Source organism: Sinorhizobium meliloti (genome assembly GCF_017876815.1).
Taxonomy (GTDB): Bacteria; Pseudomonadota; Alphaproteobacteria; order Rhizobiales; family Rhizobiaceae; genus Sinorhizobium; species Sinorhizobium meliloti.
Window position 1 is genome coordinate 436,258 of the sequence record NZ_JAGIOS010000002.1, and the last position, 25,462, is coordinate 461,719.

Below are 25,462 nucleotides of genomic sequence, written 5' to 3' on the forward strand. Positions count from 1 at the left end.
TGCGCTAGCCTGATAGCTACATGACGTTCGTGAGCGTGACTGAAAGGAATGTCAGGCTCAGCGAACTATCGATGCAGCAGACGACCACGCCGCACCCTTCTGGACGACCTGACGCCGGCTCAACAGAGCGGGTTCGCCTACGCAATCCAACAACGCGCAACAGTGGAGATCGTCATGACCGAAAACTCTAAGACCCCTCCCGCCAAGAAGACAATCGAAGACCCTCCGGAATATGGCGCTGCCGCCGGCGAAAAAAGCAATTCCTGGACTGGCAGGGGAAAGCCTCCCGAGCAGCCCAGCGGGGAGACCGAAGCCGGTTATCAACAAAACGGGCAGACCGCCGTAGCGCCCACCGGAACCGGTGATCAGGCGAAGAAGACGGCAGGTACAAAAGATTGGTTGGGCGGGCCGCAAAACGGAGCCGAAGCGCCTGGCTCCAAGGAGAGTGGTCCGACAGGCTCGGGGAAAGCGCAGGGCGAAGGAGCAAGAAACCCCCAAACGGGCGAGTAGCAGCCGACAATGCTGCGACTTCGCCGCCCTACGCCATCATGGGTGCGAGCGGCACTGATCGAGTATTCTCACGGTAACTGGGAGTGAAGCGGACACGGCACGATTTCGTGCGGAGTTACGCCTATTCCTCGATACCTTTGGGGAACTGGAACACTGCCGCCTCGTCCTCTCTCGACCTTATCCCCTTGAACGACGCATGCCGTAGCTTCCCATCGTCGGTCCAGGCGCAATACTCGACCTCGGCGACCAGGACCGGCTCGACGAAGACGGCTCCCTTCCTCCTCAGGACGACTGCTGGAGATTTCGTCGTCATCCCCTCAAGCAGCTTCCGTAGCTCTCGCGAAAGCTCATGTGACCAGCACGTACCGCAGCCGCCGACATAGACGAGCTCCCCGGCCTTCCGCGCGGCAAGCAGAAGCCGGCCGAGATGACCAGGCACGGTTGACGGCTCGAATCCCACGATCACGAAGCTATCCCGGCGCTTGCAGGTTATCTTCTGCCACCACTCGCCCCGGCCGGATCGGTAGGGCTTCTCGGCGTGCTTGGCGATGATGCCTTCGAGGCCGTGAGCGCAGGCGACGCGGAAGAACTCGTCGCCATCAGCCTGCACCTCTTCCGATAGCCGGATGGCACCGGCACGGCCGGCGACTATCGGGTCGAGCAGCCACCGGCGTTCGCGAAGCGGCAGTCGGCGCAGGTCCCAACCATCAACATAGAGAAGGTCGAAAGCAAAAAGATGATTTCGCGTGGATCATGCAAGCTAGGTCGCTTACCGAGCGCGCGCTGAAGCATGCCGAAATCCGACCGCCCCTGATCGTCAAGGACAACCGCCTCGTCGTCGAGGATTAAGGTTTCGTAACCAAGCTGGCGCGCCTCTGCCGCGATTGAAGCAAAGCGCTGCGTCCAGTCGTAGCCGCCGCGTGTGATTATCCGTACCCTGTCCGGCTCCACGTGAACGGCCAGACGGTAGCCGTCCCATCTCAAAGGCCCAGTCCGGCCCTTTTGGCGGCTTGTACGACTAGTATCGCCAGACATGGATCAACCCGCTCCGGCATCGGGTCCGGCGATGAGGTGCCGCGCGGTGTTTTCGACGATGGCTTGGCCATTAGCCCATTAACGCACAGGCCCGCGAAAAGCCGAATTGACTCTTTCGGCTGAGAGAACATATTAGGAACATTCGACGGCGATGCGGCGCCATTCCATCAATCAGGGGCGAAACTAGAATGACGCGCGTCATGCGAACACTTGCCGATGAGATAGGAACCGCGATTGAAGTCGATCTGGCGGTAATGCCTTCGCACCAAAGGCGGGCCTACGCCGGCCTCGACCAGTACCGCCGTCCCGTTGAGGTGCGCGGCGTCCAGGAACTCGCCAAGGGCATTGCCGAATCCTTCGGGGCCTTTGCCATCTTCGATGTGGAGACGGTGCTGCGGTCTCCGGCGATCACGCCATTCGTTACGCAAACGCTCTACTCGATCCCGCTTGAACTGCGGCGGGCCGCGTGTGACCGCGACCGGCTGAAAGCAGAAAGCGCGCGCAAGGAGATGGCACGGATAATCTCGGCCGCACTTCTGGCGCGATACCATTTCGAGCCCTTGAAGCACGTCGGCGCCTCCTGCCATCCGAATTGGGAAGAGGCCTTCGAGCAGCAGTTTGGCGCCGGCCGTGGGGCGATCGACATGAGTGACGAACTGGGAGCCAAGCCCCACATCCCAAGCCGGTCCGTTTGTCCACTACTGCGAGCACCCCGGCTGCACGAAGTGGGGCAGCTTCGGCTTCGCAGTCGGCCGCGACGAGCCGCACTGGTTCTGCTCCGAGCATCGGCCGGAATGGAATTCCCGCCATGAGGCACAGCCGCGGCATTGACCTTCGTCGCAAGCGACCCCGCCACCAACATCCCGTGGCTCGTGGCGGGGTCTGCTCTAAATTGTTGCTGAAAAGTTTGCTCGTTACCTTTCATGCTCCAGCGCGCTGGGAGCCATGCAGTATTCGCCAAGTGGCTTTTCCCGTCCAGCAAGACGTCCGGATTAATTCGGAAGGGCGAAAGCTTGGACGTTTGTTGATTTCACGGCCACCTATTTGCTTGCCAAGATACTAGTAGGCGACCTCGTGCTCCTGTTCGGAAACGAGTTCGCGGTCGCGGCCTTTCTTCTTCGGATTGTCTGCCATGTAGTTCCTCCATCTAAGAACAGGAGGATAGGGGCGCATTGTTCATAGACAAGGTGCGAGCTAGTGGTGAACATTTCCTCGCCGCATGATCGTATCGGACCATAGTCTGGTTCGTGAGTGGCGAAGGTCTGAGACTACGCTTCCCGTGATGAAGCGAGAGGCAAGCCTTCTTGCCAGTGTCATACCTGGGGAGCATAGTGGACCATCAGCGGCACAAGACACGGGCACCGCTGACTGAGAGATCATTGCGCTTTCGCCCCAATGCGGAGGTCGCGTAATGCTGCAGCACCATCAGCATCCAGATGCGATCATGCCTGATGGCGTCAGCCTTCTGGACGAAATCTTAACCCAACTCTTGACTGAGAGAGGACTTGGCCGAGACTGCGAAGATGCAGAGCATATCGCCGTAAGGCTAATTTCGCTCTTTCAATCCGGCGTACGCGATCGGGACATGCTGCGCAAAATGGCGACCCCTGCGTTATTGGGAGAATTACGCGCTGGTCATCCTGTGTCGCCGGCATCATGTTGAGAAGCACGGGGTGGTCTGGCGTTAAGGAGTTGGGAAACGGCCGTTAACAGCTGCGATGAGGTAAACGGCTTTTCAATCATAATGCTGTTCGGGACACCTTTCGACGCCCAGTCCACAGCGCCGTGGCCGCTGATGTAAACGACCGGTATGTCAGGGTCGATCTCGCGGGCAACACGCGCCACTTCCCAGCCATCCGGGTATTCGCCAAACCGAATGTCGGTAACCACTCCATCGATTGGGGCGTTTGCAGCCCTGAGAATCTCTATCGCTTTCCCGCCCCTCGTGACCGCTGTCACATGAAATCCCGCATCGGCGAGCGCGACCTCGAAATCCATGAGCAGCAGCGCTTCATCGTCAGCGAGCAATATTGTAACCGCTTCCATAACTATTCCCGTACGGCTGAATCGCACTGAACGTGCGGGCATGGTGTATGGTTCCCCAGAAACTTCATCGCTTTTTCCCACTACCGCTGTGGCCCAACCGGCGTCCAAGTCCGGAAGCTCACGCGCCGTGCCGTGTTGATCGGGCAAGGAGACAGGCCATGGCCGACGCGCAAAAGATGAAGAAGCTGACGAGAGCGGCGTAACGGAACACCAGCTGCAGCAGCGGCTCATGACCCGTCTTGGCCGCCAGCAGGCAAAGGAAGCGCTGGTGGCCGGCTGGCGACGACACTACACGCCCAACGGAATGCTGCAGCCTTGGAACAAAGTGGCACGAGATGCGTTACCGTGTCGCCGCGCTCTCTGCGGCACAGGTCGCCAACCTGTTTAGCAGTGCCCGTGTCGTCCCCGCGCGCGGGCATTCGCTTTTTAGCCCGGCCCTGGATGACGTTCCTGCAGCGGACACCGGCATCTTCGCAGCGCCGGTAATCCTTAAGAGCTAGGCGCGGAACCAACGTTATGCCAGCAAGTTGTGCACTCAAGTACGACAGCCCGGAGTGTCATGTTCTGGTCCTGAACGGGCTGTCTCGGACAGAACAAGCCCCGCCACAGCGCGGGGTTTGCTGTTCAAAAGGGAGTGTCCATTGAGATGAGTGCAGAAAAGATGAGAAAGCTGATCCAGGACTGCCAGAGAGACATCGCCGCGTACCTTCCGCCGGAGAGCGGCATTTCGGAGCGCCAGCTGCTCCAGCAGTTGTCTAGCCGCCTCGACGGGCAGCAGGCGCAGGATGCGCTGGGAGATGGCTGGCAAGGCTGGTTGCCCGATGACGAAGACCCAGCCGGCGGTGACGACATCAGCGCCGCGGCACCCACGAAGTGGTGGACCGAACCGGAGTTCTTCGGAACGATGTGGAAACTGAGGAGTTAGGCGGTCGCTGGCGAGTTGCGACGCTCAGCGCGAACTCATGTCGGCTTCTTAGAACTTCCCCTCCAACTGCCGGAGTCGACCTGAGCAGACAGCGCCCTACCTCGCCGGGGGCGCTGCCACTTCACTGCCCCAGCTGGGCGCCGTCGCGCTGGCTGGCCTCGATCCTCTGCAATATTTCTCGCATCACACGTGTATCGGTGGAAAGGCTGTTGAGCGTGTTCTCGACGGCCTTCATAGAGGTGGCCGCTTCGGCCGCCTGCTTCTCCACCGCCGAGATCCGGAGTTCGTGCTTGTCGAGCTGGCGTAGGGATACCTCCGCCGCAGTCAGGCGCTTGTCGAGGCGATCGATCGAAGAGGCATGCACTTCCTGGTTCGCACTCAGCCGCTCCCATGTAGCCCCCCAAGCGGCGACACCGCCGGCAAAGCCTATCAGGATGACGAGGGTGTTGAGGTTATATGCGAACCTCCATTTCGGCGTCGCAACTATCTGTTCGGGTTCCTGTTCAGCCAAGCCCCTGCCCTCGTAATACAATGCCACGGTGGAAGAGCCGGCCCTTGAGAATGAGAGCCGGCCCGTTGTCGTTACTGCGTGTTCTTCGGCGCGATGTAGGTTAGCAGCGCCGGCAGCCCGATCGTGAGCGCGTAGAGCGCCAGATAGCCGTACCAGGGGGTATTTTCCGGCATGAAGGGAATGCCCGCCGTGCCGGTCAGGGCGCCCCCAGCAGCGGCGGCGATTGCTTTCGAGATGTTCATGAAGGTCTCTCCTTATTCTGCGGCTTTGGCTTCGCGCAGGGCGAGGGTGATTGCCGCATAGGCTTCGGCAGCCTTCACAAGCGCGGTTGCGGCGGTGACGCTGCTGGGGTTCTTGCAGACGACGTCAAGCGCCGACCAGGCCGCAGCCTCGCGGGCAATCGTTCGGGACTTGATGTTGCCGGTGCTGGCGACGATCAGGAATGCTGAGTGAGCCGTCGCGGCCGCCGAGCAAACCTGCGGCAGATTCTTCTGGATGGCCGAATCTATCGAGCCGGTCGTCGTGCAGGAGGCGAGCGAAAGCGCCGCCACCGATGCAAAGATCAGTGAACGCATGTCTGGTTCCTTTGATGGAGGGTTAAGATCAACGCCCTGGAGCAAGACTTGCGGGCCAGAGCTAGACAGGACTAGGTTGCCTCGCGCTTGACCACCATTCCAGGTATTGGTGCAATTTGCGCCACAGCAATGGAAGCCTTGGCACCCTCGGCGGCGGCCTTTTCCAAGGGCCGTGATTTTGCGGCGTGTTTCGGGCTTACGCCAAAACAGAACTCGTCCGGAGGCAAGGAGCATCTGGGAAGGACATCGAAAATGGGCAGCGAGATTTGCGGCGGCTGCTCATCATTGGAGCCACGACCGTCGTCCGTTGGGCGAGGCGACGCGGCGCGCCGGCTGGTACCTGGCTGGCAAGAATGATTCTGACGAAACCGCCAAAGCTGATTGCAGTCGCTCTGGCCAACAAATTGGCGCGTATCGCCTGGGCTCTCATGGCTCGCGGGGCGTCTACGAAGATCCGGCCCCTGGCCCTGCCTGATGCAGCAGCCAGAAGTCGCGAGACATCGGGAATGTGGTGAGGTCTAACGGCGATTATGGGCAATCGGTCAGGAACGGGATTGGATAAACCAGCAGTGGGATGAGTGCTCAGAAGCAAGTGTAGCCGATTGGGATCCGATCCACGAACTCCATAAAGGCCCGCGGCGCCTCGATCTCGCCACATGAGGCTGGACAAACGTCAGCGCCTGACCACATGCCTGTACCGAGGTAAGTTTCCGCTTGCATCTTCCGTGGCGTCCACACACGTGCCCTTCACTTCGTAAGCCCAGTCCGACCCCTTCGGCGGCTTGTCGACCAGCGTCGCAAGGCAGGGATCGACACGCGCCGGCATGGGATCGATTGGAGCGATATCGCAAGCCTTCTTTGAGGATGCTTTGGCCATCTAACCATTAACACAGGACCCGGAAAAAGCCGAACTGACTCTTTTGGCTGAGAGAACATATTAGGAACATTCGGCGGCGATGCGGCGCGCCAGTCCAGGGGCGAAAGGCGCGCATCATGCGAACACTTGAAGATGAGATAGGAACCGGAATTGAAGTCGATCTTGCGGTAATGCCTTTGCACCAAAGGCGGGCCTGTGCCGGTCTCGACCAGTATCGCGGTCCCGTCGAGGTGCGCGGCGTCCACGAACTCGCTATGGGAGTTGCCGAATCCTTCGGGGTCTTTGCAATCTTCGATGTCGAGACGGTGTTGCGGTCTCCGGCAATCACACCATTCGTTACGCAGACGCTCTACTCGATCCCGCTTGAACTGCGGCGGGCCGCCTGCGACCGCGACCGACCAAAAGCAGATAGCGCGCGCAAGGAGATCGCGCGGATAATCTCGGCCGCACTGCTGGCGTGAGCCATTGAAGCACGTCGGCGCTTCCTGCCATCCGAATTGGGAAGAGATTTTCGAGCAGCAGTTTGGCGCCGGCCGAGGAGGAGGATCAAGCGGATGAGTGACGAACATGGCGCGAACCCCACTACGAGACCGGCCGCTATGTCCATTGCTGCGAGCATCCTGGCTGCACGAGATGGGGTGGCTTTGGTTTCACCGTCGGCCGGTCGGAGCCGAGTTGGTTCTGCTTTGAGCATCGGCCCGAATGGAAAATCGCGCAGATGCGGTCGAGCGATCAGCGGCCAGATGCAGGCCAACGGCTATAGAGAAAGCTATATTGGTGAACATTAGCAACTGCTGTAGAATTACCGCAGCCAAACGGAGGGTGAGCAATTGGACGAGCTTCGAAAAGAGGGTTCGCCCGCCGAGGAAGATAGGCGCGAGTTTTTAAAGGCTTGCGGCCGCTTCGCGGCAGTCACCCCGCCTGCAGTGACCATATTGCTGTCGACCAGCCTCACTTCTGATGCCATCGCAGCATCCGGCAGCGGCGCCTCCGGGGGAAAGGGCGGCGGCGGGAATAGTGCAAAGGGCGGCAAGGGTGGAAATGGCACGAAGGGCGGTAAAGGAGGAAATAACGCCAAAGGGAAGGCCAAACCTGGTAAATAAATGCTGCAGGAAGCCTGGAACAAAGTCGCACGAGATGCGTTATTCGTGGCGCCGCGCATTCCGCGGCACCAGGTCCCCCAACCTGTTCAGAGTGCCCGCCACCATCCCCTGGTGCGGGCACTCACTCTTTTTGATATCTTCTACTTGCACTGAAGGTAGTCCATCACCTTATCTCGGTTCGGCCCGGCTTCGCGGATCGCCTCAAGCGCCTTCTGCCGCGTCACCCTCGCCGTTCGCATGAGGTACGCGACCTCGTGCTCCTGTTCGGACACCAGCTCGCGGTCGCGGCCTCTCTTCTTCGGATTATCTGCCATGCTTTCCTCCATCAACATGGATAAAGGATAGGAGCCGACCGGCCGTCGGCAAGGACTGGAACCTCATGCCCGGTGACGTGTTCACCTGCCGAGGAGATGGACCATGGCCGGCAAAGAGAAGATGAAGCAGCTCATTTGGGACTGCCAGAAGGACATTGCCGCCGACCCGCCGCCGGAGAGCGGCATTTCAGAGCACGAGCTGCTACAGATGCTCATCGCCCGTCTCCATGGTCGCCAGGCGAAGGAAGCGCTGGGTGATGATTGGCAAGGTTGGGGGCCGGATGACGATGGCGGCGGCGACGGCGGTAGCCCCGTTCGTCAAGACCGAGAGATGGCCTGACACAAATAGAGCTGCAGCGGGGGACTGCTGCAGCTCCGATCGCGACGTTTGCCGTCACATAGCTGGGGCGAATTGCCCTGTTCCATTCAAGGGAACCGCTTCGAACGTCGCTTGCGGATATTTTACTCTCAGCAGAAACGGAATCAAGGGAAAGCGCCTGATTGGTCAGCGCCGGTTGTAGCTTATCTCGCGCGCCGCTATCTGGAATTCCAACAGACTACCTCGCATCGAGATCCTCTGGTCGAGCTGCGGTTTCCCCAGAAGAGACGCCTTTGTTGTTCCATCGAAGTCGTTGAGACGCGTCTTCGATGTGGCCCGCGTGTCCAACCGGAACTCGACGAACTTGTTCATAAAGATCCCGGCGACGAAAGCCGCCATAGTCGTGACCGCCCATATGATAGCTGTCACCAGAGACGTTCTGCTGGACGTTGAAATTGTGCTGGATGGTAAGGAAGCCGACTAGCAGGTGAAACGCAGTTGCAGCACGGCCGGCGCTCTTTGCCACCGCGTTACGGGTCGACGTCGTTCGTACACTCCGAAAAAGAGGTCGCCAGGCTGAACCGAGACGCAAAACTTCGGAATTCTCTTTTTGAGGCATTTCTTGCCCGAATGTGGCAGGCGCTTAACCACTTAACCAGAACGGCACACAAAGGTTCTTGAAGCCACCGCCCGTGGCCCGTCGCATTACAGACAAACCCATAAGGGGTTTGGGATGGCCCCCAGCCCTACACTCCATCTCGATGGAAGGCCCAGGCCCCTCGCCTCGGGCTTTTGTCTGCGGGCTAATCTGCTGGCTCGGTCACCCTCGACTTTCGCTAGCAAGTATCCCAACAAGTGGTCTAGTCCACCTGTCCGAATTGTGCGCTTTGTTTTTAAGCCTTAAAAGATCCGCTAGTCACTTTGAGCCTTCTCACGAATTACCGCTCCGCGAAATCTAGAGGGAAGAAATGATCCTCAATGGAACTAGCCTGTCTGACGTCATCCGTGGCTTTCTTAGCGACGACCAGATATGGGGATATGCAGGCGACGATTATCTCTACGGCGGCGTCGGCAATGACAGGATCTTTGGCGGCGATGGCAATGACTATATCGTCGGCGGCGTCGGCGATGACTATGCCGAGGGCGGCGAGGGTAACGATCGGCTCGACGGCGGCCTCGGGAACGATGCGTTCATGGGTGGAATAGGGAACGACATCTTTGACGGCGGGGAAGGCAACGACGTTCTCGATGGCGGCCATGGCCATGACCAGATGCTGGGCGGTCGGGGACACGACAAGATTTTTGGTGGCGCGGGAGAAGATTACATCGACGCAGACGAGGGCGACGACATTATTTTTGCTGGGTCCGGAGACGACGGCTTCAACAATCGGGTGAACCCCGCAACGGGCAAGCTGACGCAGCAGGCGGTAGGTGGTGGCGCCGGCAACGATACCATCTATGGCGAAGGGGGCAACGACGCTCTAAAGGGCCAATCCGGAAACGACCGGGTCTATGGCGGCATCGGCGACGACATCGTCGATGGCGGCAACGGAAACAACTATCTCGATGGCGGCGACGGCAACGATGTGTTGGATTCGGAGGGCGGAAGCGACGAAGCCCATGGTGGCAGCGGCAATGACAGAATCTCGGTGGGGGCCGGTAACGACCGGGCCTTTGGGGATGACGGAGATGACATCCTGACCAGCGGGGCCGGCGACGATTATCTGAGCGGCGGCATCCATCAGGATCGCCTTTTTGGCGGCACTGGCAATGACACACTGCGGGGTGACGCAGGCCGAGACGTTCTCTCAGGCGACGCGGGAAGCGACATACTCTGGGGCGGATCCGATTCCGACCGCTTTGTCTTCAAGGGCTTAGGGGCACTATCTGGCCAGGATACCGTCATGGATTTTCAGGATGGCCTGGACTTGCTTGCCATCGAGACGCTCGGGGTCAAGCAGTACTCCAACTCCGGCGCCGCAGGTACGATCTACGCCTACGACGCCACCGGCGGCGACGTGCTGGTGAAGGGCTACAATTCTGCCGGGAACGCGTTCTCCATCCTGGTGGACGATCCCAACGGCAGTCTCACCGCTGCCAACTTCTCGAGGGCGGACTTCGTTTTCGCATAGGCCCGGGGCGATGGCCTAACTGCAGTCGGCAGTCCCATCCACCCGTACCGACCATCGGCTGCGGATAGGTGCTGCACATCCCCCCTCATATCCGAGCTGGTTAAGCTCGATGAGGAGCCGCGGCTTGCGTTTTAGGTCTGCAAGTCTCGTGTCCATGTCGGCCGAACCTTAGTCCGGCTCATCGATGGCAAAGGTTCTTAGGCGGAGCGCTGAGCGAAATCATCGAGGCATATTGGAGTTGTCACCCGGAGCGGCATTCTCGTCTGCCGCTCGTGTGAGTGATGCCTTAGAGTGGAGTTGCCCCCAAAAGACCGGACATGCTCAGGTTTGAGATTGCGAGCTGATGAACTCGCGCGGCGATTGATATCCTAAGGCGCTGTGCGGGTGAAGATTATTGTAATGCTCGAACCAGAACGGCAGTTGCGCCATGACGGTTTCGGCATCCGGGGTGGGGTTCACCGCGACGTAATCGCGCTTGAAGGTTTTGACGAAGGCCTCGGCCATGCCGTTCGATTGCGGGCTGCGCACCGGCGTCGTGCACGGTTCCATGCCGATGTCGCGGAGCAAGGACGCGGTGTCCTTGGCGATGAAGCAGGAGCCGTTGTCGGTGAGCCATTCGATGGGTTCGGACAGCATGTTGATGCGGCCGAAGCGGTTCTCCACTGCTGTGATCACGAGGTCCTGCACGTCCTGGCTCTTGATGCCCTCGGTGGTGGCGACATGGGCGATTGCTTCACGGTCGCAGCAGTCGAGGGCGAAGGCGACCCGGACCTTCTCCTTGTTGTCGCAGCCGATCTCGAAGCCGTCGGAGCACCATCTGATGTTCGAACGTTCGACAGCGACCTGACCCTCGTGGAGACGATTATCGACCGCTCCGGTGTGGCGCACCAATAGCAGATTGTGCAGCTTCATCACCCGGTAGACGCGCTTGGCATTTGGCCACGAACGCCCCAGTTTCCGGGCATTCCGACGCAGGATGGCATGGACACGCCGATAGCCGTAGGTGGGCATATCGGCGATGACGGCCTTGATGTCCTCCACCAGCTCGCGATCAGGTAGTGGCGGGCGTCCTCTGGCTCTGGAAGGGGAGCCTGCGGCACGCGCGGCGATATTCGAGCGAGCGACACCCAAAGTTTCGCAAACGCTCTTCATCCCAAAATCCCCCTCGGAAGAGAGAGCGAGCGCAACAGATTTTTTTTGGGCTACCGGCGATTTCGAGGGCTTCCTTCAGGATTTCGCTCTCCATCGTCTTCTTGCCCAACAGTCGTTGCAACTCCTTCACCTGCGCCTGAAGCGCCCGGTATTCGGATGCCGGAACAACCTCCTCTTCGGCGGCCGTCGCCGTCAGTGCCCCTTGGGACGCCAGCTTGCGCCAGGCGAACAACTGGTTCGGCTGGATGCCGTGCCGACGCGCGACGATGCTCACCGTCGCGTCCGCCTCATAGGTCTCGTGGATGATCGCCAGCTTCTCTGCCGTGCTCCAGCGCCGCCGACGTTCCGGCCCGGAGAGGACTTCCATCTTAAAATTGCTGCTAGTCATATTACCAACATTACTCCTACCCACTTAGCTAAGTGGGGGAGCATGTCCGGGCCTTTCGGGGGCTAATTCATAGAGCTCCCCGCGTCGTCCCTTCTGGGAAGCTCTGAGGTGCGCACGCTTTACAGGACTTTCAAGGATGCGAGACCGAGACGATCACAGCCTACCGGAAGAAAGCGCATCCACTGACGAGAAACCCGCGCCAGACACTCCAAAGAGAACGATTCCATATCGGCGGAAGTCGGTTGGCGTTAACCACGAACGCGATACCGCCCGCCTGAAAACGTTGGAATATCTCGGCAGACGGTGGCTGTCACACCACTAGCAGTGCCGGCATTAACGCCGGAGCTGCGCGCCGCTGACTGGCCTCGATCCGCTGCAGGGTCTCGCGCATCACACGCGTAACGATGGAAAGGCTGTTGAGCGTGTTCTCGACAGCCTTCATTGAGGTAGCCGCTTCGGCCGCCTGCTTCTCCACCGCCGATATTCGGCTCGTGATTATCGATCTACCGGAGGGAGACGTCCGTCAGGCGCTTGTCGAGGCAATCGATGAAATTTGCCTGCGAATCCTGATTGGCATTCACCCTCTGCCGTGTCGCGCGCCCCACGCTACGAGGCCGCAGCCAAAGCCGAACAGGATCACCAGCGTGTTGACGTCATATTCAAACCTCCATTCCAGAGTTGCGACCATTTTTCCGGTTTCCTGTGTTTCGGCCAATGCCCTACATGGACGATAGCGATGCGAAATGGGCCGGCCGAAACGAACCGGCTTCTGACCTCTCGGAAATCGCGGCGCACCGCGCGGTTTACAATTTGCTGGACTTTGCAGCGCAGCTCGCAGGCCGCCGAGAATCTAAAGGCTCTGAACGCAAGACCGATTGAGCCCATTTCGCTTTTGGTCGAAACCGAAAGATCAGGCTGACGCAAGCCTTCCTGGATGAATGTGTGGCTGTGGCTTCAGCTCCAAGACGCAGGGGGATACCCTCTTCCTCCCCGTAAGGACGAGCCCGTTAACACTGATAGCTGAATCGGTGGAGGATCTGATCTGTGGTTTGCTTCTGGTTAGCAGCCGCCTCATTCATGGCGGCCAGAGGCTCGTTGCTAACCGCAGAAGGCGACGAGCCTCGCCCAATAAAAGCCGCACCTCGTATCATGCGTACCGCTAACCCGCTCCTCGGCCCCGGATCGCGGGTCTTTTGTGTTTTGGAAAGCAAGCCCCTTCTCATCCCATCCCCGAACATGGGATTGGTTCGAGGACGACGGGATACATCGCCCGCCGCCTCGCTGGTGCTGCCTGCAGGGTTAGCCAAGCTTGCGACCACACCGACGTATGCGCCTGCATAAGAGGCCTTATCGCTGCCGGCGCCGCCATCGATCTATCTGCTTGGATGGAGGTGCCTCAAAATGGATTTTGGGCTGGCCGATTCTACCCGATATCACCTGCATCGGGTCGCTATGGGCGAGGTACGCCCCAATCGTTTCAATGCGCCCTCCCCGGTCAGGCATCTTGTGCCAGGTGAAAAGCGCTTCGTCGGAAAGCGGATTGGCAAAACCCTGATTGAGATCGACCATGATTTTCCAGATACCGCGCTCTTGCGGCTGAATATGTTGTCATCGAAATTTTGGCCAATCGGCCTGCTGCCCAGACGATCGCCGAATTCCTATTCGGCTCGCAGTGGAGCAACCGTCGAACGCAATTCGTTGATAAGGCTTCGCCCTGTTCGTGTTCTAACGGTCGAGATCCCAAACGTCCGGATTTCGTGCGAAGTACTCATCAGCATTTCTACGAGGACCCGGACTTTGCGAGCGGGGTGCCGACCCGGCGGTCGGACGACATACGCGCCTGCCGAAGGTGGGGATAGCGTCTCATAATCGGAACGAGCGTGCCGGAGGCCACATATTCGTGTGTGATGCAATCGGGGAGCCAGGCGATGCCGAGTCGGGCCGCAACCAGAAGGAACAGCAAATTGCGTCCAGGCAACGTCGCCCGCTGGCGCATGTCTCCCGTGAAACCCATTGCCGTCCATAGCGGCGGACAAAGGAGGTCTTGATGACCCTCGTAACGGACTTGATTCGCTTCTTCGTCCTCAAGACTCGGTCCTCGTTCTGATCGACCACCAGCCCTATCAGCTCACAAACGTGAACAGCCACGAACCGCAGATGCTGGTCAACAATGCGGCGGCTCTGGCGAAGGCTGCCAAGGCCTTCGCCGTGCCCACGATTCTGACGAGCGTGATCGCTGATCGGGGCGGCCGCATCTTCCCCCAGATCACTGACGTGTTTCCCGGCCAAGAGGTGATCGATCGGACGTTCATCCACACCTGGCAGGATGAGAAGGTCGTGGACGCGGTCAAGGCCACCGGCCGCAAGCAGCTCATCCTCGCGGTGGACCGAGATATGCGTTGCGCCGGCGATCCAGGCGCTCGGCGAAGGTTGGGACGTGACGGTTGTCACCGATGCGTCCGGCGGCACTTCGGTCGAGGCCCACGAGGTCGCCATCCAGCGCATGATCACGGCTGGCGCGAACATGATGACCTGGCTGGCGGTGGCTGCGGAATGGCAGCGCGGCTGGCCCCGGACATGCCGCCGAGCTTTCGGAGGTGCTCGTGCAGCATGCCGCCGGCAGCGGCATCGCCTTCCTTTGGGAGCAGCAGCTGCTCAACACGCCGGTGCCAAAGGACGCGGGCTGATCTGAGCGGGGATGACGAGATTCTTGAACGACGCTTTGTGAGCCGATCGTTTGTCGAGCCTCGTCATCCCCATTCTGCTTCGCTCCGTATCTTTCAAGAGATTTGCCCCGTACCGGAACAAAGCGGAATGCGATTCGGTTGACTCCCCTGGATATGCAGGGAGTTAGCCATGGCAGTCTCGGCACGAGCCCAATGGAAGGGCTATCTCCGATTTGGTGAAGTCACTGCGCCGGTGGCGCTATATACCGCGACGTCGACCTCCGACCGGATCGCCTTCCACACGGTCAACCGCGAGACCGGAAACCGGGTGCGGCGCGAGTTCATTGACAGCGTCTCCGGCAAGCCGGTGGAAAAGGAAGATCAGGTCAAGGGCTACGAGATCGGCGACGAGCGATATGTGGTGCTCGAGCCGGAGGAAGTCGCCTCAGCCGTTCCGGAGAGCGACAAGACCTTGCGGGTCCAGGCATTCATTCCCTGCGACGACGTCGAAAAGGTCTATTTCGACAAGCCCTATTATCTGACACCGGACAAGATGGGCACGGATGCCTTTGCCTTGCTTCGGGAAGGCATGCGCAAGAAGAAGGTCGCCGCAATCGCCCAAACGGTCCTCTTCCGGCGCATGCGCACCGTTCTGCTTCGACCGCATGACAAGGGACTGATCGCTACGACCCTGAACTTCGACTACGAGGTCCGGAGCGCAAAGGAGGCCTTCAAGGAGATTCCGGACACCAAGATCGAGGGCGAGATGCTCGATCTCGCCAAGCACATCATCGGCATGAAGAAGGGCACTTTCTCGGCCGAAGAATTCGACGATCGCTACGAGGCCGCGCTCGCCGATCTGATCAAGGCCAAGCTCGAAGGCAAGTCGCTGCCGAAACGCGCACCGCCGAAAGTCTCGAAAGCCAATGACCTGCTCGAGGCGCTCCGCCAAAGCGCCGGGATGAAGAAGCCCCCGGCAGCCTCGAAGAAGCGCGCGGGCAAGGAAAGCGCGGCAAAGACCAAGGCGAAAACGGCTGCAAAGAGCGCGCCCGCCCAGCGCCGCCGCGCCAGCTAGGGAGGTGAACGATGGCGCCCCCACGCCCATACTGGAAAGGCTACCTGAAGCTCTCGCTCGTCACCTGCCCCGTCTCGATGATGCCGGCGACCAGCGAGTCCGAGAAGGTCCGCTTCCACACGCTCAACCGCAAGTCCAACAACCGCGTCGTGTCCAGGTATGTCGATGCGGTGACCGGCAAGGAGGTCGACGAAGACGACGAGGTGAAAGGTTACGAGCGCGGTGAAAACGATTTCCTCGTGATCGAGGACGAAGAGCTGGAGAGTGTCGCTCTCGAAAGTGCGAGGACGATCGACATCGAGAAATTCGTTCCGCGCGATATGATCGAATGGATCTGGCTGGAGAAGCCTCACTACCTTACGCCTTCGGACGAAGTCGGCCACGAAGCATTCAGCGTGATCCGCGACGCCATGGTAGCCGAGAAGGTCGCCGGCATTTCCCGGCTCGTGATCGGCCGCCGCGAACGAGCCGTGATGCTGGAACCGTGCGGCAAAGGCATCGTCGTATGGACCCTTCGCTATGGCGACGAGCTGCGCAAGCCGGAGAACTATTTCGCCGATATCGGCGATGGGGATAACGATCCGAAACTGATGAGCCTCGTCACCTCGCTGATCGAAGAGCGCAGCAAACCGTGGAATCCCAACATGGTCAGCGATCCCGTTCAAGAAAAGCTGCTCGAAATTATAGAAAGCAAGCGGAAGTCGGCGAAGAAGGTAGCCAAGCCGAAAGCCAAGGAGGGAGAGCCGGTCCACGCCGGGAACGTCATCGACCTCATGGCGGCGCTCAAGGGAAGCCTCGAGAAAAAGAAACCCGGGGGCAAGAAGTCTTAAGGAGGGATGGCGAGCGGCTTACGTGGAGCTACCCAGGTACCCCGCGGGTGGCAACATCGGTACATCCAACATTGCTCGGTCGTCGGCCAGGTTGGCCTGCGCCCTGTGGCGCGGTTTTGGAAAGTGTCGAATCTAGGAACTCCGACCTTCGAGCAGCTCCGCGTCTTTCTGGCGGTGGTCGATAGCGGAAGCGTTGCCGGGGCCGCGTGCAAGCTCAACCACGCCGTCTTGGTCATCACCTACGGTGTGGCCAATCTCGAATCGCAGCTGGACCTTGAACTATTCGAGCACGGGCACGCGCAAACCGCAACTCACGGCCGCCGGGCGCGCCGTGCTCGCCAAAGCGAATGGGCTCGCCGAAGGTATCGACGGCCTGCGCACCAAGGTCAAGGCCCTGCATGACGGGCTGGAAGTAGAAGTGGATATGGCCGTCGACGTCATGCTGCCGAGGAGCGGCTGGGAAAGGTGCTGCGAGCCTTCGCCGAAGCGCTCCGACTGCATGTCGAGGCGCTCGGGGCGGTGACCGCGGCAGTACTGGACCACAACGCCATCATCGGCATCTCCGGTCCCTTGGCGACCGGCGTTCGAGGCGTGAGTGCATCGCGGCGGGCTCCGTATCAATGGCCCCAGTGGCGGCACCCCATCACCCGCTCGGGCGCATGGAGCGGACCGCAGGCGGGGATTTTTTCGTGCACAGCCCGCGTCGGCTTGCGGATCTTGGCGTGAAGCAGCGCTGTTGCGCGAGGGAATCGGCCTGCGGAAACATGCCTCTCCCACTCATACAACCCGACCTGGCAAGTGGTGCGCTGCTCCGGCTTTCCATGCCGGACCACAAGGGGGGCATCTACCGTTTCGGCGGCATCTGGCGCCGGGATACCCCGCCGGGCCCGGCCGCGGCGTGGCTGCTGAACCAGTTCCTGATGCTCGGAGCCGCGGACATCGAAGAAGCGGGACTTTCCGACATTTAGTAGAGCACTTCCAGGAAAATGTGTAACGGTTTTCCGTCCGGAAGTGCTTAGTTTTAACGGTTGGAACAGGCTTGCGCGCCCAAGGGCGCCGAGCTCAGCAGATCGCTTGAGCCGGTGCGGCGGTATCCGGCGCGACCGCAGACGGAAGAGGTGCTTGGTGCTGGAAGGGTTGGTGGCCAGACGATGGGTGGTCGGACGATGACCAGGGCGGTGGAAACCCCCATTCCCCAAACAGCGAAATGGCGTGACCACACAACAGAGTTGCAGATGGACTGGCCAGGTCCGCCGCAGCTCCGATCGCGACGTGTTCTTTATCTGGCTGGGGCTTATTCGGCCTGGTCCATTCAAGGGAATCGCTTAGCTAGAACTTCGCTGAGATAAGTGGGACGCGCGTGATGCGTGCCGCCTTGGCAACCCCTCATCACAGGTCTAGATTACCACTCGCGGCGAAGGGGGCCCTGATGACATCAAGCTTCAACGTGCATGATGCAGCCGGCTATGAGCAGCTTATGGGCCGCTGGAGCCGGAAGCTTGCGCCGAAATTCATAGACTTTGCCGGCGTCGCCGATGGCGAAAAGGTCTTGGATGTCGGCTGCGGCACCGGCAGTCTCACCTTCGCGCTCGCGGATGCCGCCAGGCTCAAAGAGATCGCCGCGATCGACTATTCACCCGTCTTCGTGGAGGAGGCGACCCGGCGCAACACCAATCCGCGCATAAAGATTAGAGAAGCGGATGCCTGCGCCCTGCCGTTCGAAGACAGGACGTTCGACCGCGCCTTCGCCCTTCTCGTGCTCCACTTCGTCCCCGAAGCGGGCCAGGCCGTGGCCGAGATGCGCCGCGTGGTGCGTCCGGGTGGCGTCGTCGCGGCGGCGGTGTGGGACCATCTCGGCGGAATGCCCGGTATGCGCATGATGGTCGACACAGTGGCGGCGCTCAGCGAAGGCGGGCGCCGACTTCGCGCCCGCTACTGCTTCCAGCCGATGATGCAGCCAGGAGAAATGAAGCGGACATTCGTCGAGCAGGGTCTCGCGAACATTACGGAAAGCGAGCTGATGATCCGCATGGATTACGGGAACTTCGACGATTACTGGGCGCCCATTGGCGCCGGCGAAGGGCCGCTCGGAAAATATGTGGCAACGCTTGATGCGGAGGAGCGGGCGCGCACCGGTGCCGCCGTGCGCGACGCTTACGAGGCCGGCCGGCCCGACGGTCCGCGCTCCTTTGCGAACGTCGCCTGGGTCTGCCGGGGCACAGTTCCGTGATCGAGCCGCACGCTAACGCGTTCACTGACATTCTCAGCCGGTCCGCTTGGCCAGCATAGGCACACGACCTAATGCAGAACAGGCGGCGCTTCACGCCGGAACAGCGCGATCAGCGAGATACCGTGCTGCAAAAGAAGCTCCGCGGCCGGCAAATCCATCGTCGCGACGTCTTCGGCGCAACCGCTGATAATTCTGGCGAGACTGATCGAGTTTGCTGCAAACCGATCATCGCCGATTTCCTGTGCCTCGTCCGCGGTGGCTTCAAGTGCGTCCGCGACGAGGGTCATCAGGTTTGCGCGCTCGCGAGGCGTCATCTCATTCAGGGTCTTGGCAGAATCCCGCATTGCTGGCTCCTTTAGTCGTTAAGGCGGCCTCCGCAGGCGCGGCCGGTCGGCCGGGCGGACGTATGCCACGTTTATTGTTGGAGTCCGGGTCGAAGCTTTCATTGCATAGATCGGTATCAGGCACGGCGAATGCAAGGAATGGCTACTATGCGGCTACCGCATGCCGGGCTGCTACCGGCAACCACGCTCCGGATGATCCGTGAAGGTCACTGTCCACGTCTTCAGAGCGGGATGAGGAGAACTGCATGCGGTTTTCCGCCCGCGTGCCGCCCTGCTTATTAGAATCGATTACCTCCATGATTTTAGGCCGATCCGACTTGAAATCATAGTGATCTAAGCGGCCTATGTCCCTCCCCGCTCCAGCCACGCCTTCAGCGCAACCGCATTGTTGTGGGCCTCGTCGCGCGCCGCATAAAGCAGCGTCAGCGGCCCCTCACTCAACCGTTCGCGCAACTCCGCCGCCGCCGCCCCCGCCGCCCCGCTCTCGAGCTCCTCCGCATAGGCGACGCAGAACGCATTCCAATCCTGCGGCTTCCCATGAAACCGCTTGCGCAGCGCGTCGCTGGGCGCAATGTCCTTGAGCCAGAGGTCGATGCCGGCCTTTTCCTTGGTGACGCCGCGCGGCCATAGCCGGTCGACGAGAATGCGCGTCCCGTCGGACGCCTCGGGCGCCTGGTAGACGCGCTTCAACTGGAGTGATGCCATAGGGTCCCCATGAGACGGGCCGGGGCGGCCGTAACCTTCCCCGGCGAGGAAAACTGCTTTCATCCAGCGTAGCGGAGCCTTCCTAATCGTGGAAGAATCCCTGTATCTCTTCCGGCGTGACCTTGCCGTCGCGGTTGATATCGACCTTGTCGAAAACCCGCTTGTGAATGGTGCTGATCTCCTCGAAGGAAAGAGCGCCGTCATTGTCCGCATCGGTGATGGCGAACATGATCTTCATCATCTGGCGGTGCATCGTCTGCCGGTGCATCATCATGTCCCGCATTCGGTCGCGGTGCCGCATTCGGTCGCGGTGCCGCATCCGGTCGCCGCGCTTCCCGTCGCCGCGTACCATGTCCTCGCGCATCATGTCTGGCTGATCGCCTTGGGTGACGCTTCCAGCGCCCCCCTGATCGCCGGGTTGCAAGTCGGGTTCAATGGCCTGATCCTGGGCCGGCATTTCTCCTGCGGGCGGAATTGGAGCGGGGGCCTGCGCGGCGGCGGCCGTTGCGGCGCTGATGGCCATGGTGGCGGCAAGAGCCGTCACGGTCGGAAATTTCATCGGTGACATGTGAGCTCCTCCTCGAGTTGCACGTCGGGGTGCGGTAGCGGCTGCATTGTCCTTGCACGGCGCGGCGGCTTCGCCGCGGTCATGGAACAGCCGCCTCATCGCCTGCTAACCGCAAGGGCGTGGAGAGGTTCCGATACGCGCCGCCCTTCTTTCGGAGCCGGGCAAAAGCGCCTTACACCTCAGTGCCATCACGAACGGCGCGCCAGGCGGCGATGACCGCCCCGGCGGCTACCTCGCCGGCGCGGTCGTCTGTCAGCCAGGAGATGACCGACATCCGCATCACCCTGCGGCCGCGCCAGACGGCGCCACCGGCGAACAGGATGCCGTCGGCCTGCAGCCGGGCGGTCGTCGCCTGGGTCAGCCGGTCGCCTTCCTCACCCGGCATTGCCGCTCCGAAGCGCACAAGGACCTGATTGAGGGCTACCTCGTTCAGGACGTTTATGCCGTCTTCGCGGCTCAGCCGCTGGGCGATGGCGCGGGCGACGCGGCAGTGCCGGTCGACCATGGCGGCAATGCCTTCGCGTCCCAGATGCTTGATCATCGCCCAGGTGGCAAAACCGCGGGCTCGGCGCGACAGTTCGGGCACGAAATGGCTCGGGTCCCGTTCACCTTCGGTGGTCGGCGGCAGGTAGCTCGCGGCGATCGTCATCGCCCGGCGATGCGCTTCCTGATCGCGGATGATGGCATATCCGCAGTCATAGGGCGTCTGCAGCCATTTGTGCCCATCGGTCGCCCAGGAGTGGGCTTCGTTGATCCCGTCGGTGAGCCCGCGCTTTCCGGGAGTGGCGCGCGCCCATAGGCCGAAGGCGCCGTCGACATGAACCCAGGCGCCCAAACCCCGGGCAATCGGCATAATGCCAGCGAAGTCGTCGAAGGCACCGGTATTGATCTGTCCTGCCTGCAGTATCGCAATGCAGGGACCGGAGACCTGCGCCGCTGCCCCGGCGAAAGCCGGCCCGGTGATGCGACCCATTTCGTCGGTCTGGACGCGAAGCAAGCGGTCGTGCCCGAAGCCGAGAAACTGCAGCGCCGAAAAGACCGTCGCATGCGCGTCGTCGCCGATCAGGACCACGACCGGCGGCGCGCCGAAGAGGCCCTGCGCCTCGACATCCCATCCGGCCTGCCGCAGCACCTCTCCCCGCGCTGCGGCAAGGCAGATGAAATTGGCAAGCGTCGCCCCGGTCGCAAAACCGACGGAACTCTCCCGCGGCAGGTCGAGAAGATCGAGCAGCCAGTAGGCCGCGATCGCCTCGGCGGCGGCTGCGGCCGGCGCCGCGTGGTGGTTGCCGGCGTTCTGGCCCCAGGCGCTCGTCATCCAGTCGGCCGCAACCCCAACCGGATGCGAACCGCCGATGACCCAGCCGAAGAAGCGCGGCCCGGTCATCGCGTGAAGCCCCGGCTCCGCCTTGGCGGCAAGCTCGCCGATCACCTCGCTACCGGCGCTTCCCCGTTCCGGCAGAGTTTCACGAAAGGTCTCCAAGGCGGCGGGGTAGGATAGCTCCGGCCGCTGCGGCAGCTCCGTAATTTTCTCGCGGAAACGCGCGGCGTGTTCCGCCGCGCATTGAAGAATTTCGCGGGTCGTCTCCTCCTTCATGAACTGCCTCCAGGTGTTGCCTTACGAACGAGGCCGCCCGCTTCAGGCCGCCCCGCGTTCCTCTATCGGCCGGACGTTCTGGTTCATCCGGAAGAGATTGAGCGGGTCGTAATGCCGCTTGATCTCGACGAGCCGGCCATAGTTCGCGCCGTAGGCGGCCTCGACCCGGTCCATCTCGTCCTCAGGCATGAAATTGACGTAGGCCGTGCCGGCGGCATGGGGTTTTGCCGCCTCGAAGAGATGCCTCGCCCAGTCGATGCAGGCCTGGTCCATCGCCGGGTCCCGCCATCGGCCATGCACGTTCATGACGAAGTGCGAGTTGCGCTGCGGGAAAGCGGTTTCCTCGGGCGCGACGCGACCGGCGGCGCCGCCGACATGGGCGATGAATATCTCGCATTCCGGGCCCGGCAACTGCCGGATTGATTCGGTGAGAATCCCGATCGCCTGATCGGAAAGCTCCATGAAGTCGTGGCTCTTCCAGTAGTTGCGGGCACCCGGAGCGAGTAAGGGGTCGAAAGCCTGCTGCCAGCCGACGAAGGGATGCGGCGATACCACGTCGGCGATCGGGTTGCCGATCGCCCGCAGCCCCGCCATCGCCTTCTCGCCCGCTTCGAGATCGCCGCAATAGCACATGGCGAGCACGACGACCTCCTTGCCGTGCCATTCGGTCGGAAGGAAGGGCAGCGGCGGCGCCTGGCGCATCACCACCCAGCAGGTGAGTTCGTCCGGCGCATTTTCGAGCGCCTGCCTATATTGCTGAAGCACGCTTCCGGCTTCGGCAAAGGGATGGATGACGAGCCCGGAGAGCACCTCGGGGCCGAGTTCGTGCAGGCGGAATTCGAAGGTCGTCACGACCCCGAAATTGCCGCCGCCGCCCCTGATGGCCCAGAAAAGGTCGCGGTGTTCGGTGGGGCTCGCCCGCACCAGCTCGCCGTTCGCCGTGACCACATCGGCCGAAAGCAGGTTGTCGATCGTCAATCCGAATTTGCGCGTGATCCAGCCGAACCCGCCGCCGAGCGTCAGGCCGGCAATACCGGTTGTCGAGTTGATGCCGGTCGGCAATGCAAGACGGAAGGCCTGCGTCTCCATGTCCAGATCGGCAAGCGTCGCTCCCGGCTCGACCCAGGCCGTCTTCGTCGTCGCATCGACCCGAACCGACTTCATCGGCGTGAGATCGATTACCATGCCGCCGTCGCAGACCGCGTTGCCGGCGATGTTGTGACCGCCGCCGCGCACCGCGACGAGCAACTGGTTCTCCGCCGCGAAGCGCACCGCATTGACGACGTCGGCAGCTCCAGCGCATTGCACGATAAGCCCGGGCCTACGGTCGATCATGCCGTTCCAGATCGTGCGCGCCTCGTAATAGGCGGCGTCGGTCGCAATCAGGACGCGCCCGCGAAGGCGCGCGGTAAATGCCTCGATTGCCGCGGCGCTGACCATTGTTATTCCGCTTTGTAGATTGGTGAGGCTCATGTCGTTCATGATTCGCTCCTCCCGCGGTGAACCATTGCCCCCAGCGGCGGGCATTCTGCGCCTTTGCCCTGCACCCGGCAAGCAGACCCGCGGTCGCCGCCCCTAGTCCTTTGGAGTTAGGTTGCAGGGCGCCGACACGGGTTCCCGCCACCGCAATTGTTGCAATCGCGGCTAAAATGCTCCAATGAACCGCCGGCGCGGCAATCCGCGAAATGGCGGTCGAAGGCAGTATGGAGAGGGAAAGTCGTGGGCATGAAGGTGGTCATTCTCGCCGGCGGATACGGCACCCGCATTTCGGAGGAGAGCCACCTCAGGCCGAAGCCTATGATCGAGATCGGCGGGCGCCCGATCCTCTGGCACATCATGAAGATCTACAGCCATTACGGCTTTTCGGATTTCGTTATCTGCCTCGGCTATCGCGGCTACATGATCAAGGAGTACTTCTCCAACTACGTTCTGCATTCCTCCGACGTCACCTTCGACATGGCGACGGGCGAAACAGCCTATCACACGAAGAGTGCCGAACCCTGGCGGGTGACGCTGGTCGATACGGGACCGGAATCCATGACCGGCGGCCGCCTGAAGCGTGTCGCCGGCTATCTCGGCGATACCTTCTGCCTGACCTATGGCGACGGCGTCGCCGATGTCGACGTTCGCGCGCTCACCGAATTCCATTTGCGTCACGGCCGCGAGGCGACGGTGACGAGCGTCGTGCCGCCGGGGCGCTATGGTGCGCTCGCCACCGAAGCCGGGCAGGTCATGAGCTTTACCGAAAAGCCGGCCGGCGACAACGGCCGTATCAATGGCGGCTTCTTCGTTCTCAATCGCTCCGTGCTCGACCGCATCGCGGGGGATGACGTCGCCTTCGAAAGCGCGCCGCTCGAGGGCCTGGCGCGCGACCGGCAGCTGATGGCATTCCCGCATGACGGTTTCTGGCGCCCGATGGACACGCTGCGCGACAAGACCCAGCTCGAGGAGCTCTGGCAGCAGAACCGCGCTCCCTGGAAGATCTGGGCATGAGCCGTCTCCCTGATCCGGAATTCTGGGCGGGAAAGCGCGTCCTGCTAACCGGCCATACGGGCTTCAAGGGGAGCTGGGCGGCTGTATGGCTCAAAGAGATGGGCGCGCATGTGACCGGCTATGCCCTTCCGCCCGCCTCCCGGCCGTCGCTCCATGACTTGCTGCATCCGAGCGGAGCCCTGGGCGGGCAATTCGGCGATATACGCGACGGGGAAGCGCTTGCGACGATTGCACGGAAGAGCGAGCCGGAGATCGTCCTGCATATGGCGGCGCAGCCGCTGGTCCGCGAAAGCTATGCGGCGCCTGCCGAAACCTTCGACGTCAATGTCATGGGCACGGTCCGGCTGCTCGAAGCGGCCCGTGCGACGCCTTCCGTGAAAGCCGTTCTCGTTGTGACGACCGACAAGGTCTATCGCAACGACGAGAGCGGACGGCATTTCCGGGAGAGCGACACGCTCGGCGGGCACGACCCCTATTCGGGCTCCAAGGCAGCCTGCGAGCTTGCCGTCGCAACCTGGCGCAGCGCCTATCTTAGAGAGTGCGGCATTCGCGTCGCCACGGCACGAGGCGGCAATGTGATCGGCGGCGGCGACTTTTCCGCCGACCGGCTGGTGCCCGACGTCGTGCGCGCCGCGCTTTCCGGCACCCGGCTCAACATCCGCAGCCCGCTCGCGACGCGCCCCTGGCAGCACGTGCTCGATTGTCTCAACGGCTATTTTCTCTTCGCCGAGGCGCTCTTCAAGGGCGAAAGCGATGTCGACGCGCTGAATTTCGGCCCCTCGCCCTCCGAGCAGGCGATCCCCGTGCGCGACGTGGCGAACGCGGTGCAGGCCGCGATGGGGCTCGACCCCGAATGGGACGACGTCTCGGCGCTCGAGCAACCGCGCGAGATGCGAACGCTCGGCCTTGATCCGGCTCTCGCCGGCGAGACCCTCGCCTGGCGCCCCCGCCTCGCCCAGAGCCAGGCGATCGAGTGGACCGCGCGCTGGTACGACGGCTGGCGTCGCGGCGAAGCTGCGCGTCAGCTCACGCTCGATCAGATAGAAGCATTCACGAAAGGCCGTTGACCC

27 protein-coding genes and 9 pseudogenes are annotated in these 25,462 nt (G+C 61.5%); 19 read left to right on the forward strand and 17 right to left on the reverse strand.

The genetic code is table 11. The features are described from left to right. Positions 1–174: 174 nt before the first annotated feature. A complete protein-coding gene (locus JOH52_RS20885) occupies positions 175–510 on the forward strand; it encodes a hypothetical protein (protein ID WP_088203802.1) in 336 nt (111 codons plus the stop codon). 121 nt (positions 511–631) lie between these two features. On the opposite strand, the pseudogene ligD reads toward JOH52_RS20885, so the two are convergent. After that, positions 632–1,616: pseudogene (ligD, locus tag JOH52_RS35925) on the reverse strand (non-homologous end-joining DNA ligase). Positions 1,617–2,189: 573 nt separating this feature from the next. On the opposite strand from ligD, the pseudogene JOH52_RS20905 reads away from it, so the two are divergent. After that, positions 2,190–2,376: pseudogene (locus tag JOH52_RS20905) on the forward strand (hypothetical protein). 231 nt (positions 2,377–2,607) lie between these two features. Here JOH52_RS20905 and JOH52_RS20910 read toward each other — a convergent pair. Both JOH52_RS20910 and JOH52_RS20915 read right to left on the reverse strand, forming a co-directional pair. Continuing rightward, positions 2,608–2,679: pseudogene (locus JOH52_RS20910) on the reverse strand (DUF3606 domain-containing protein); the annotation flags it as partial. A 501-nt stretch (positions 2,680–3,180) separates the two neighbouring features. Then, the gene (locus tag JOH52_RS20915) at positions 3,181–3,591 is read right to left on the reverse strand and encodes a response regulator (RefSeq protein ID WP_026029866.1); all 411 of its coding nucleotides are present in this window, start codon (positions 3,589–3,591) and stop codon (positions 3,181–3,183) included. 646 nt (positions 3,592–4,237) lie between these two features. On the opposite strand from JOH52_RS20915, the gene JOH52_RS20920 reads away from it, so the two are divergent. Further along, a complete protein-coding gene (locus tag JOH52_RS20920) occupies positions 4,238–4,516 on the forward strand; it encodes a hypothetical protein (RefSeq protein ID WP_017275273.1) in 279 nt (92 codons plus the stop codon). Between the two features lie 121 nt (positions 4,517–4,637). On the opposite strand, the gene JOH52_RS20925 is transcribed toward JOH52_RS20920, so the two are convergent. The 3 genes from JOH52_RS20925 to JOH52_RS20935 all read right to left on the reverse strand — a co-directional run bounded on the left by JOH52_RS20925 (position 4,638) and on the right by JOH52_RS20935 (position 5,602). Beyond that, the gene (locus JOH52_RS20925) at positions 4,638–5,003 is read right to left on the reverse strand and encodes a hypothetical protein (RefSeq protein ID WP_028005538.1); all 366 of its coding nucleotides are present in this window, start codon (positions 5,001–5,003) and stop codon (positions 4,638–4,640) included. A 95-nt stretch (positions 5,004–5,098) separates the two neighbouring features. Continuing rightward, positions 5,099–5,269, reverse strand: a complete 171-nt coding sequence (locus JOH52_RS20930; RefSeq protein WP_013850470.1) for a hypothetical protein — start codon at positions 5,267–5,269, stop codon at positions 5,099–5,101. A gap of 12 nt (positions 5,270–5,281) precedes the next feature. Beyond that, positions 5,282–5,602 (reverse strand): hypothetical protein, encoded by a 321-nt coding sequence (locus tag JOH52_RS20935; RefSeq protein ID WP_013850469.1) that lies wholly within the window; start codon positions 5,600–5,602, stop codon positions 5,282–5,284. A gap of 129 nt (positions 5,603–5,731) precedes the next feature. Between JOH52_RS20935 and JOH52_RS20940 the strand changes: the two genes are divergently transcribed. The 4 genes and pseudogenes from JOH52_RS20940 to JOH52_RS20950 all read left to right on the forward strand — a co-directional run bounded on the left by JOH52_RS20940 (position 5,732) and on the right by JOH52_RS20950 (position 7,582). After that, the gene (locus JOH52_RS20940; protein ID WP_234704686.1) at positions 5,732–5,959 is read left to right on the forward strand and encodes a transposase; all 228 of its coding nucleotides are present in this window, start codon (positions 5,732–5,734) and stop codon (positions 5,957–5,959) included. A 636-nt stretch (positions 5,960–6,595) separates the two neighbouring features. Continuing rightward, positions 6,596–7,037, forward strand: a pseudogene (locus JOH52_RS20945) (hypothetical protein). After that, positions 7,034–7,242 (forward strand): annotated as a pseudogene (locus JOH52_RS35140) (hypothetical protein). Before JOH52_RS20945 ends, JOH52_RS35140 begins: the two co-directional pseudogenes overlap by 4 nt. A gap of 67 nt (positions 7,243–7,309) precedes the next feature. Continuing rightward, entirely contained in the window at positions 7,310–7,582 is a 273-nt protein-coding gene (locus tag JOH52_RS20950; protein WP_164830166.1) for a hypothetical protein, read from the forward strand. 140 nt (positions 7,583–7,722) lie between these two features. On the opposite strand, the gene JOH52_RS20955 is transcribed toward JOH52_RS20950, so the two are convergent. After that, complete coding sequence (locus tag JOH52_RS20955; protein ID WP_088203800.1) at positions 7,723–7,896, reverse strand: DUF3606 domain-containing protein; 174 nt, start codon at positions 7,894–7,896, stop codon at positions 7,723–7,725. A 103-nt stretch (positions 7,897–7,999) separates the two neighbouring features. Here JOH52_RS20955 and JOH52_RS20960 point away from each other — a divergent pair, with 103 nt between their 5' ends. After that, positions 8,000–8,236, forward strand: coding sequence for a hypothetical protein (locus tag JOH52_RS20960; protein WP_013850465.1), 237 nt, complete (start codon positions 8,000–8,002; stop codon positions 8,234–8,236). A 165-nt stretch (positions 8,237–8,401) separates the two neighbouring features. Here JOH52_RS20960 and JOH52_RS20965 read toward each other — a convergent pair whose 3' ends face one another. Continuing rightward, the gene (locus JOH52_RS20965; RefSeq protein WP_164851900.1) at positions 8,402–8,644 is read right to left on the reverse strand and encodes a hypothetical protein; all 243 of its coding nucleotides are present in this window, start codon (positions 8,642–8,644) and stop codon (positions 8,402–8,404) included. 539 nt (positions 8,645–9,183) lie between these two features. On the opposite strand from JOH52_RS20965, the gene JOH52_RS20970 reads away from it, so the two are divergent. Beyond that, positions 9,184–10,347 carry a calcium-binding protein gene (locus JOH52_RS20970; protein WP_027991824.1) on the forward strand — a complete coding sequence of 388 codons (1,164 nt, stop codon included), beginning with the start codon at positions 9,184–9,186 and terminating at the stop codon, positions 10,345–10,347. Between the two features lie 321 nt (positions 10,348–10,668). On the opposite strand, the gene JOH52_RS20975 is transcribed toward JOH52_RS20970, so the two are convergent. Together JOH52_RS20975 and JOH52_RS20980 are read right to left on the reverse strand one after the other, a co-directional pair. Beyond that, positions 10,669–11,887 (reverse strand): IS3-like element ISRm1 family transposase gene (locus JOH52_RS20975; RefSeq protein ID WP_107010562.1). Its coding sequence is split into 2 segments (ribosomal slippage): positions 10,669–11,539 and positions 11,538–11,887, totalling 1,221 coding nucleotides; the frame shifts between segments, so codons are not numbered across the junction. Positions 11,888–12,197: 310 nt separating this feature from the next. Beyond that, a pseudogene (locus JOH52_RS20980) lies at positions 12,198–12,575 on the reverse strand (hypothetical protein). A 35-nt stretch (positions 12,576–12,610) separates the two neighbouring features. Here JOH52_RS20980 and JOH52_RS35145 point away from each other — a divergent pair. Beyond that, positions 12,611–12,806, forward strand: a pseudogene (locus JOH52_RS35145) (hypothetical protein). Between the two features lie 428 nt (positions 12,807–13,234). Here JOH52_RS35145 and JOH52_RS20985 read toward each other — a convergent pair. Both JOH52_RS20985 and JOH52_RS35150 read right to left on the reverse strand, forming a co-directional pair. After that, on the reverse strand, positions 13,235–13,456 hold the full coding sequence (locus tag JOH52_RS20985; RefSeq protein WP_028005533.1) for a hypothetical protein: 222 nt from the start codon (positions 13,454–13,456) through the stop codon (positions 13,235–13,237). 156 nt (positions 13,457–13,612) lie between these two features. Continuing rightward, positions 13,613–13,832 (reverse strand): annotated as a pseudogene (locus tag JOH52_RS35150) (LysR substrate-binding domain-containing protein); the annotation flags it as partial. A 68-nt stretch (positions 13,833–13,900) separates the two neighbouring features. Between JOH52_RS35150 and JOH52_RS20990 the strand changes: the two are divergent. The 7 genes and pseudogenes from JOH52_RS20990 to JOH52_RS21010 all read left to right on the forward strand — a co-directional run bounded on the left by JOH52_RS20990 (position 13,901) and on the right by JOH52_RS21010 (position 18,688). Beyond that, positions 13,901–14,574 (forward strand): annotated as a pseudogene (locus JOH52_RS20990) (isochorismatase family protein). Positions 14,575–14,743: 169 nt separating this feature from the next. Next, positions 14,744–15,628: a non-homologous end joining protein Ku gene (ku, locus tag JOH52_RS20995; RefSeq protein WP_028005531.1), complete on the forward strand. Its 885-nt coding sequence runs from the start codon at positions 14,744–14,746 to the stop codon at positions 15,626–15,628. A gap of 11 nt (positions 15,629–15,639) precedes the next feature. Further along, positions 15,640–16,458 carry a non-homologous end joining protein Ku gene (gene ku, locus JOH52_RS21000; RefSeq protein WP_107010561.1) on the forward strand — a complete coding sequence of 273 codons (819 nt, stop codon included), beginning with the start codon at positions 15,640–15,642 and terminating at the stop codon, positions 16,456–16,458. 6 nt (positions 16,459–16,464) lie between these two features. Then, positions 16,465–16,860 (forward strand): helix-turn-helix domain-containing protein, encoded by a 396-nt coding sequence (locus JOH52_RS36170; RefSeq protein ID WP_234704670.1) that lies wholly within the window; start codon positions 16,465–16,467, stop codon positions 16,858–16,860. Beyond that, entirely contained in the window at positions 16,790–16,981 is a 192-nt protein-coding gene (locus JOH52_RS35160; protein WP_234704669.1) for a LysR family transcriptional regulator, read from the forward strand. Before JOH52_RS36170 ends, JOH52_RS35160 begins: the two co-directional genes overlap by 71 nt. A 241-nt stretch (positions 16,982–17,222) precedes the next feature. Further along, a complete protein-coding gene (locus JOH52_RS35165) occupies positions 17,223–17,426 on the forward strand; it encodes a hypothetical protein (RefSeq protein WP_192937491.1) in 204 nt (67 codons plus the stop codon). Between the two features lie 461 nt (positions 17,427–17,887). Further along, positions 17,888–18,688: a class I SAM-dependent methyltransferase gene (locus JOH52_RS21010; protein ID WP_015008169.1), complete on the forward strand. Its 801-nt coding sequence runs from the start codon at positions 17,888–17,890 to the stop codon at positions 18,686–18,688. Between the two features lie 68 nt (positions 18,689–18,756). Here JOH52_RS21010 and JOH52_RS21015 read toward each other — a convergent pair whose 3' ends face one another. The 5 genes from JOH52_RS21015 to JOH52_RS21035 all read right to left on the reverse strand — a co-directional run bounded on the left by JOH52_RS21015 (position 18,757) and on the right by JOH52_RS21035 (position 23,381). Then, positions 18,757–19,032: a hypothetical protein gene (locus JOH52_RS21015; protein ID WP_013850457.1), complete on the reverse strand. Its 276-nt coding sequence runs from the start codon at positions 19,030–19,032 to the stop codon at positions 18,757–18,759. 342 nt (positions 19,033–19,374) lie between these two features. Further along, the gene (locus tag JOH52_RS21020; protein WP_439794717.1) at positions 19,375–19,737 is read right to left on the reverse strand and encodes a DUF488 domain-containing protein; all 363 of its coding nucleotides are present in this window, start codon (positions 19,735–19,737) and stop codon (positions 19,375–19,377) included. An 82-nt stretch (positions 19,738–19,819) separates the two neighbouring features. Next, positions 19,820–20,305 (reverse strand): EF-hand domain-containing protein, encoded by a 486-nt coding sequence (locus JOH52_RS21025; protein WP_164828853.1) that lies wholly within the window; start codon positions 20,303–20,305, stop codon positions 19,820–19,822. 172 nt (positions 20,306–20,477) lie between these two features. Beyond that, positions 20,478–21,899, reverse strand: a complete 1,422-nt coding sequence (locus JOH52_RS21030) for a pyridoxal phosphate-dependent decarboxylase family protein (RefSeq protein ID WP_088203795.1) — start codon at positions 21,897–21,899, stop codon at positions 20,478–20,480. A 42-nt stretch (positions 21,900–21,941) separates the two neighbouring features. Continuing rightward, entirely contained in the window at positions 21,942–23,381 is a 1,440-nt protein-coding gene (locus tag JOH52_RS21035) for an FAD-binding oxidoreductase (protein ID WP_028005527.1), read from the reverse strand. A 243-nt stretch (positions 23,382–23,624) separates the two neighbouring features. Here JOH52_RS21035 and rfbF point away from each other — a divergent pair, with 243 nt between their 5' ends. Next, entirely contained in the window at positions 23,625–24,392 is a 768-nt protein-coding gene (gene rfbF / locus JOH52_RS21040) for a glucose-1-phosphate cytidylyltransferase (protein WP_010976066.1), read from the forward strand. Then, entirely contained in the window at positions 24,389–25,459 is a 1,071-nt protein-coding gene (rfbG, locus tag JOH52_RS21045; RefSeq protein ID WP_014530230.1) for a CDP-glucose 4,6-dehydratase, read from the forward strand. The genes rfbF and rfbG overlap by 4 nt, the downstream gene beginning before the upstream one ends. The last annotated feature ends 3 nt before the right edge of the window (positions 25,460–25,462 follow it).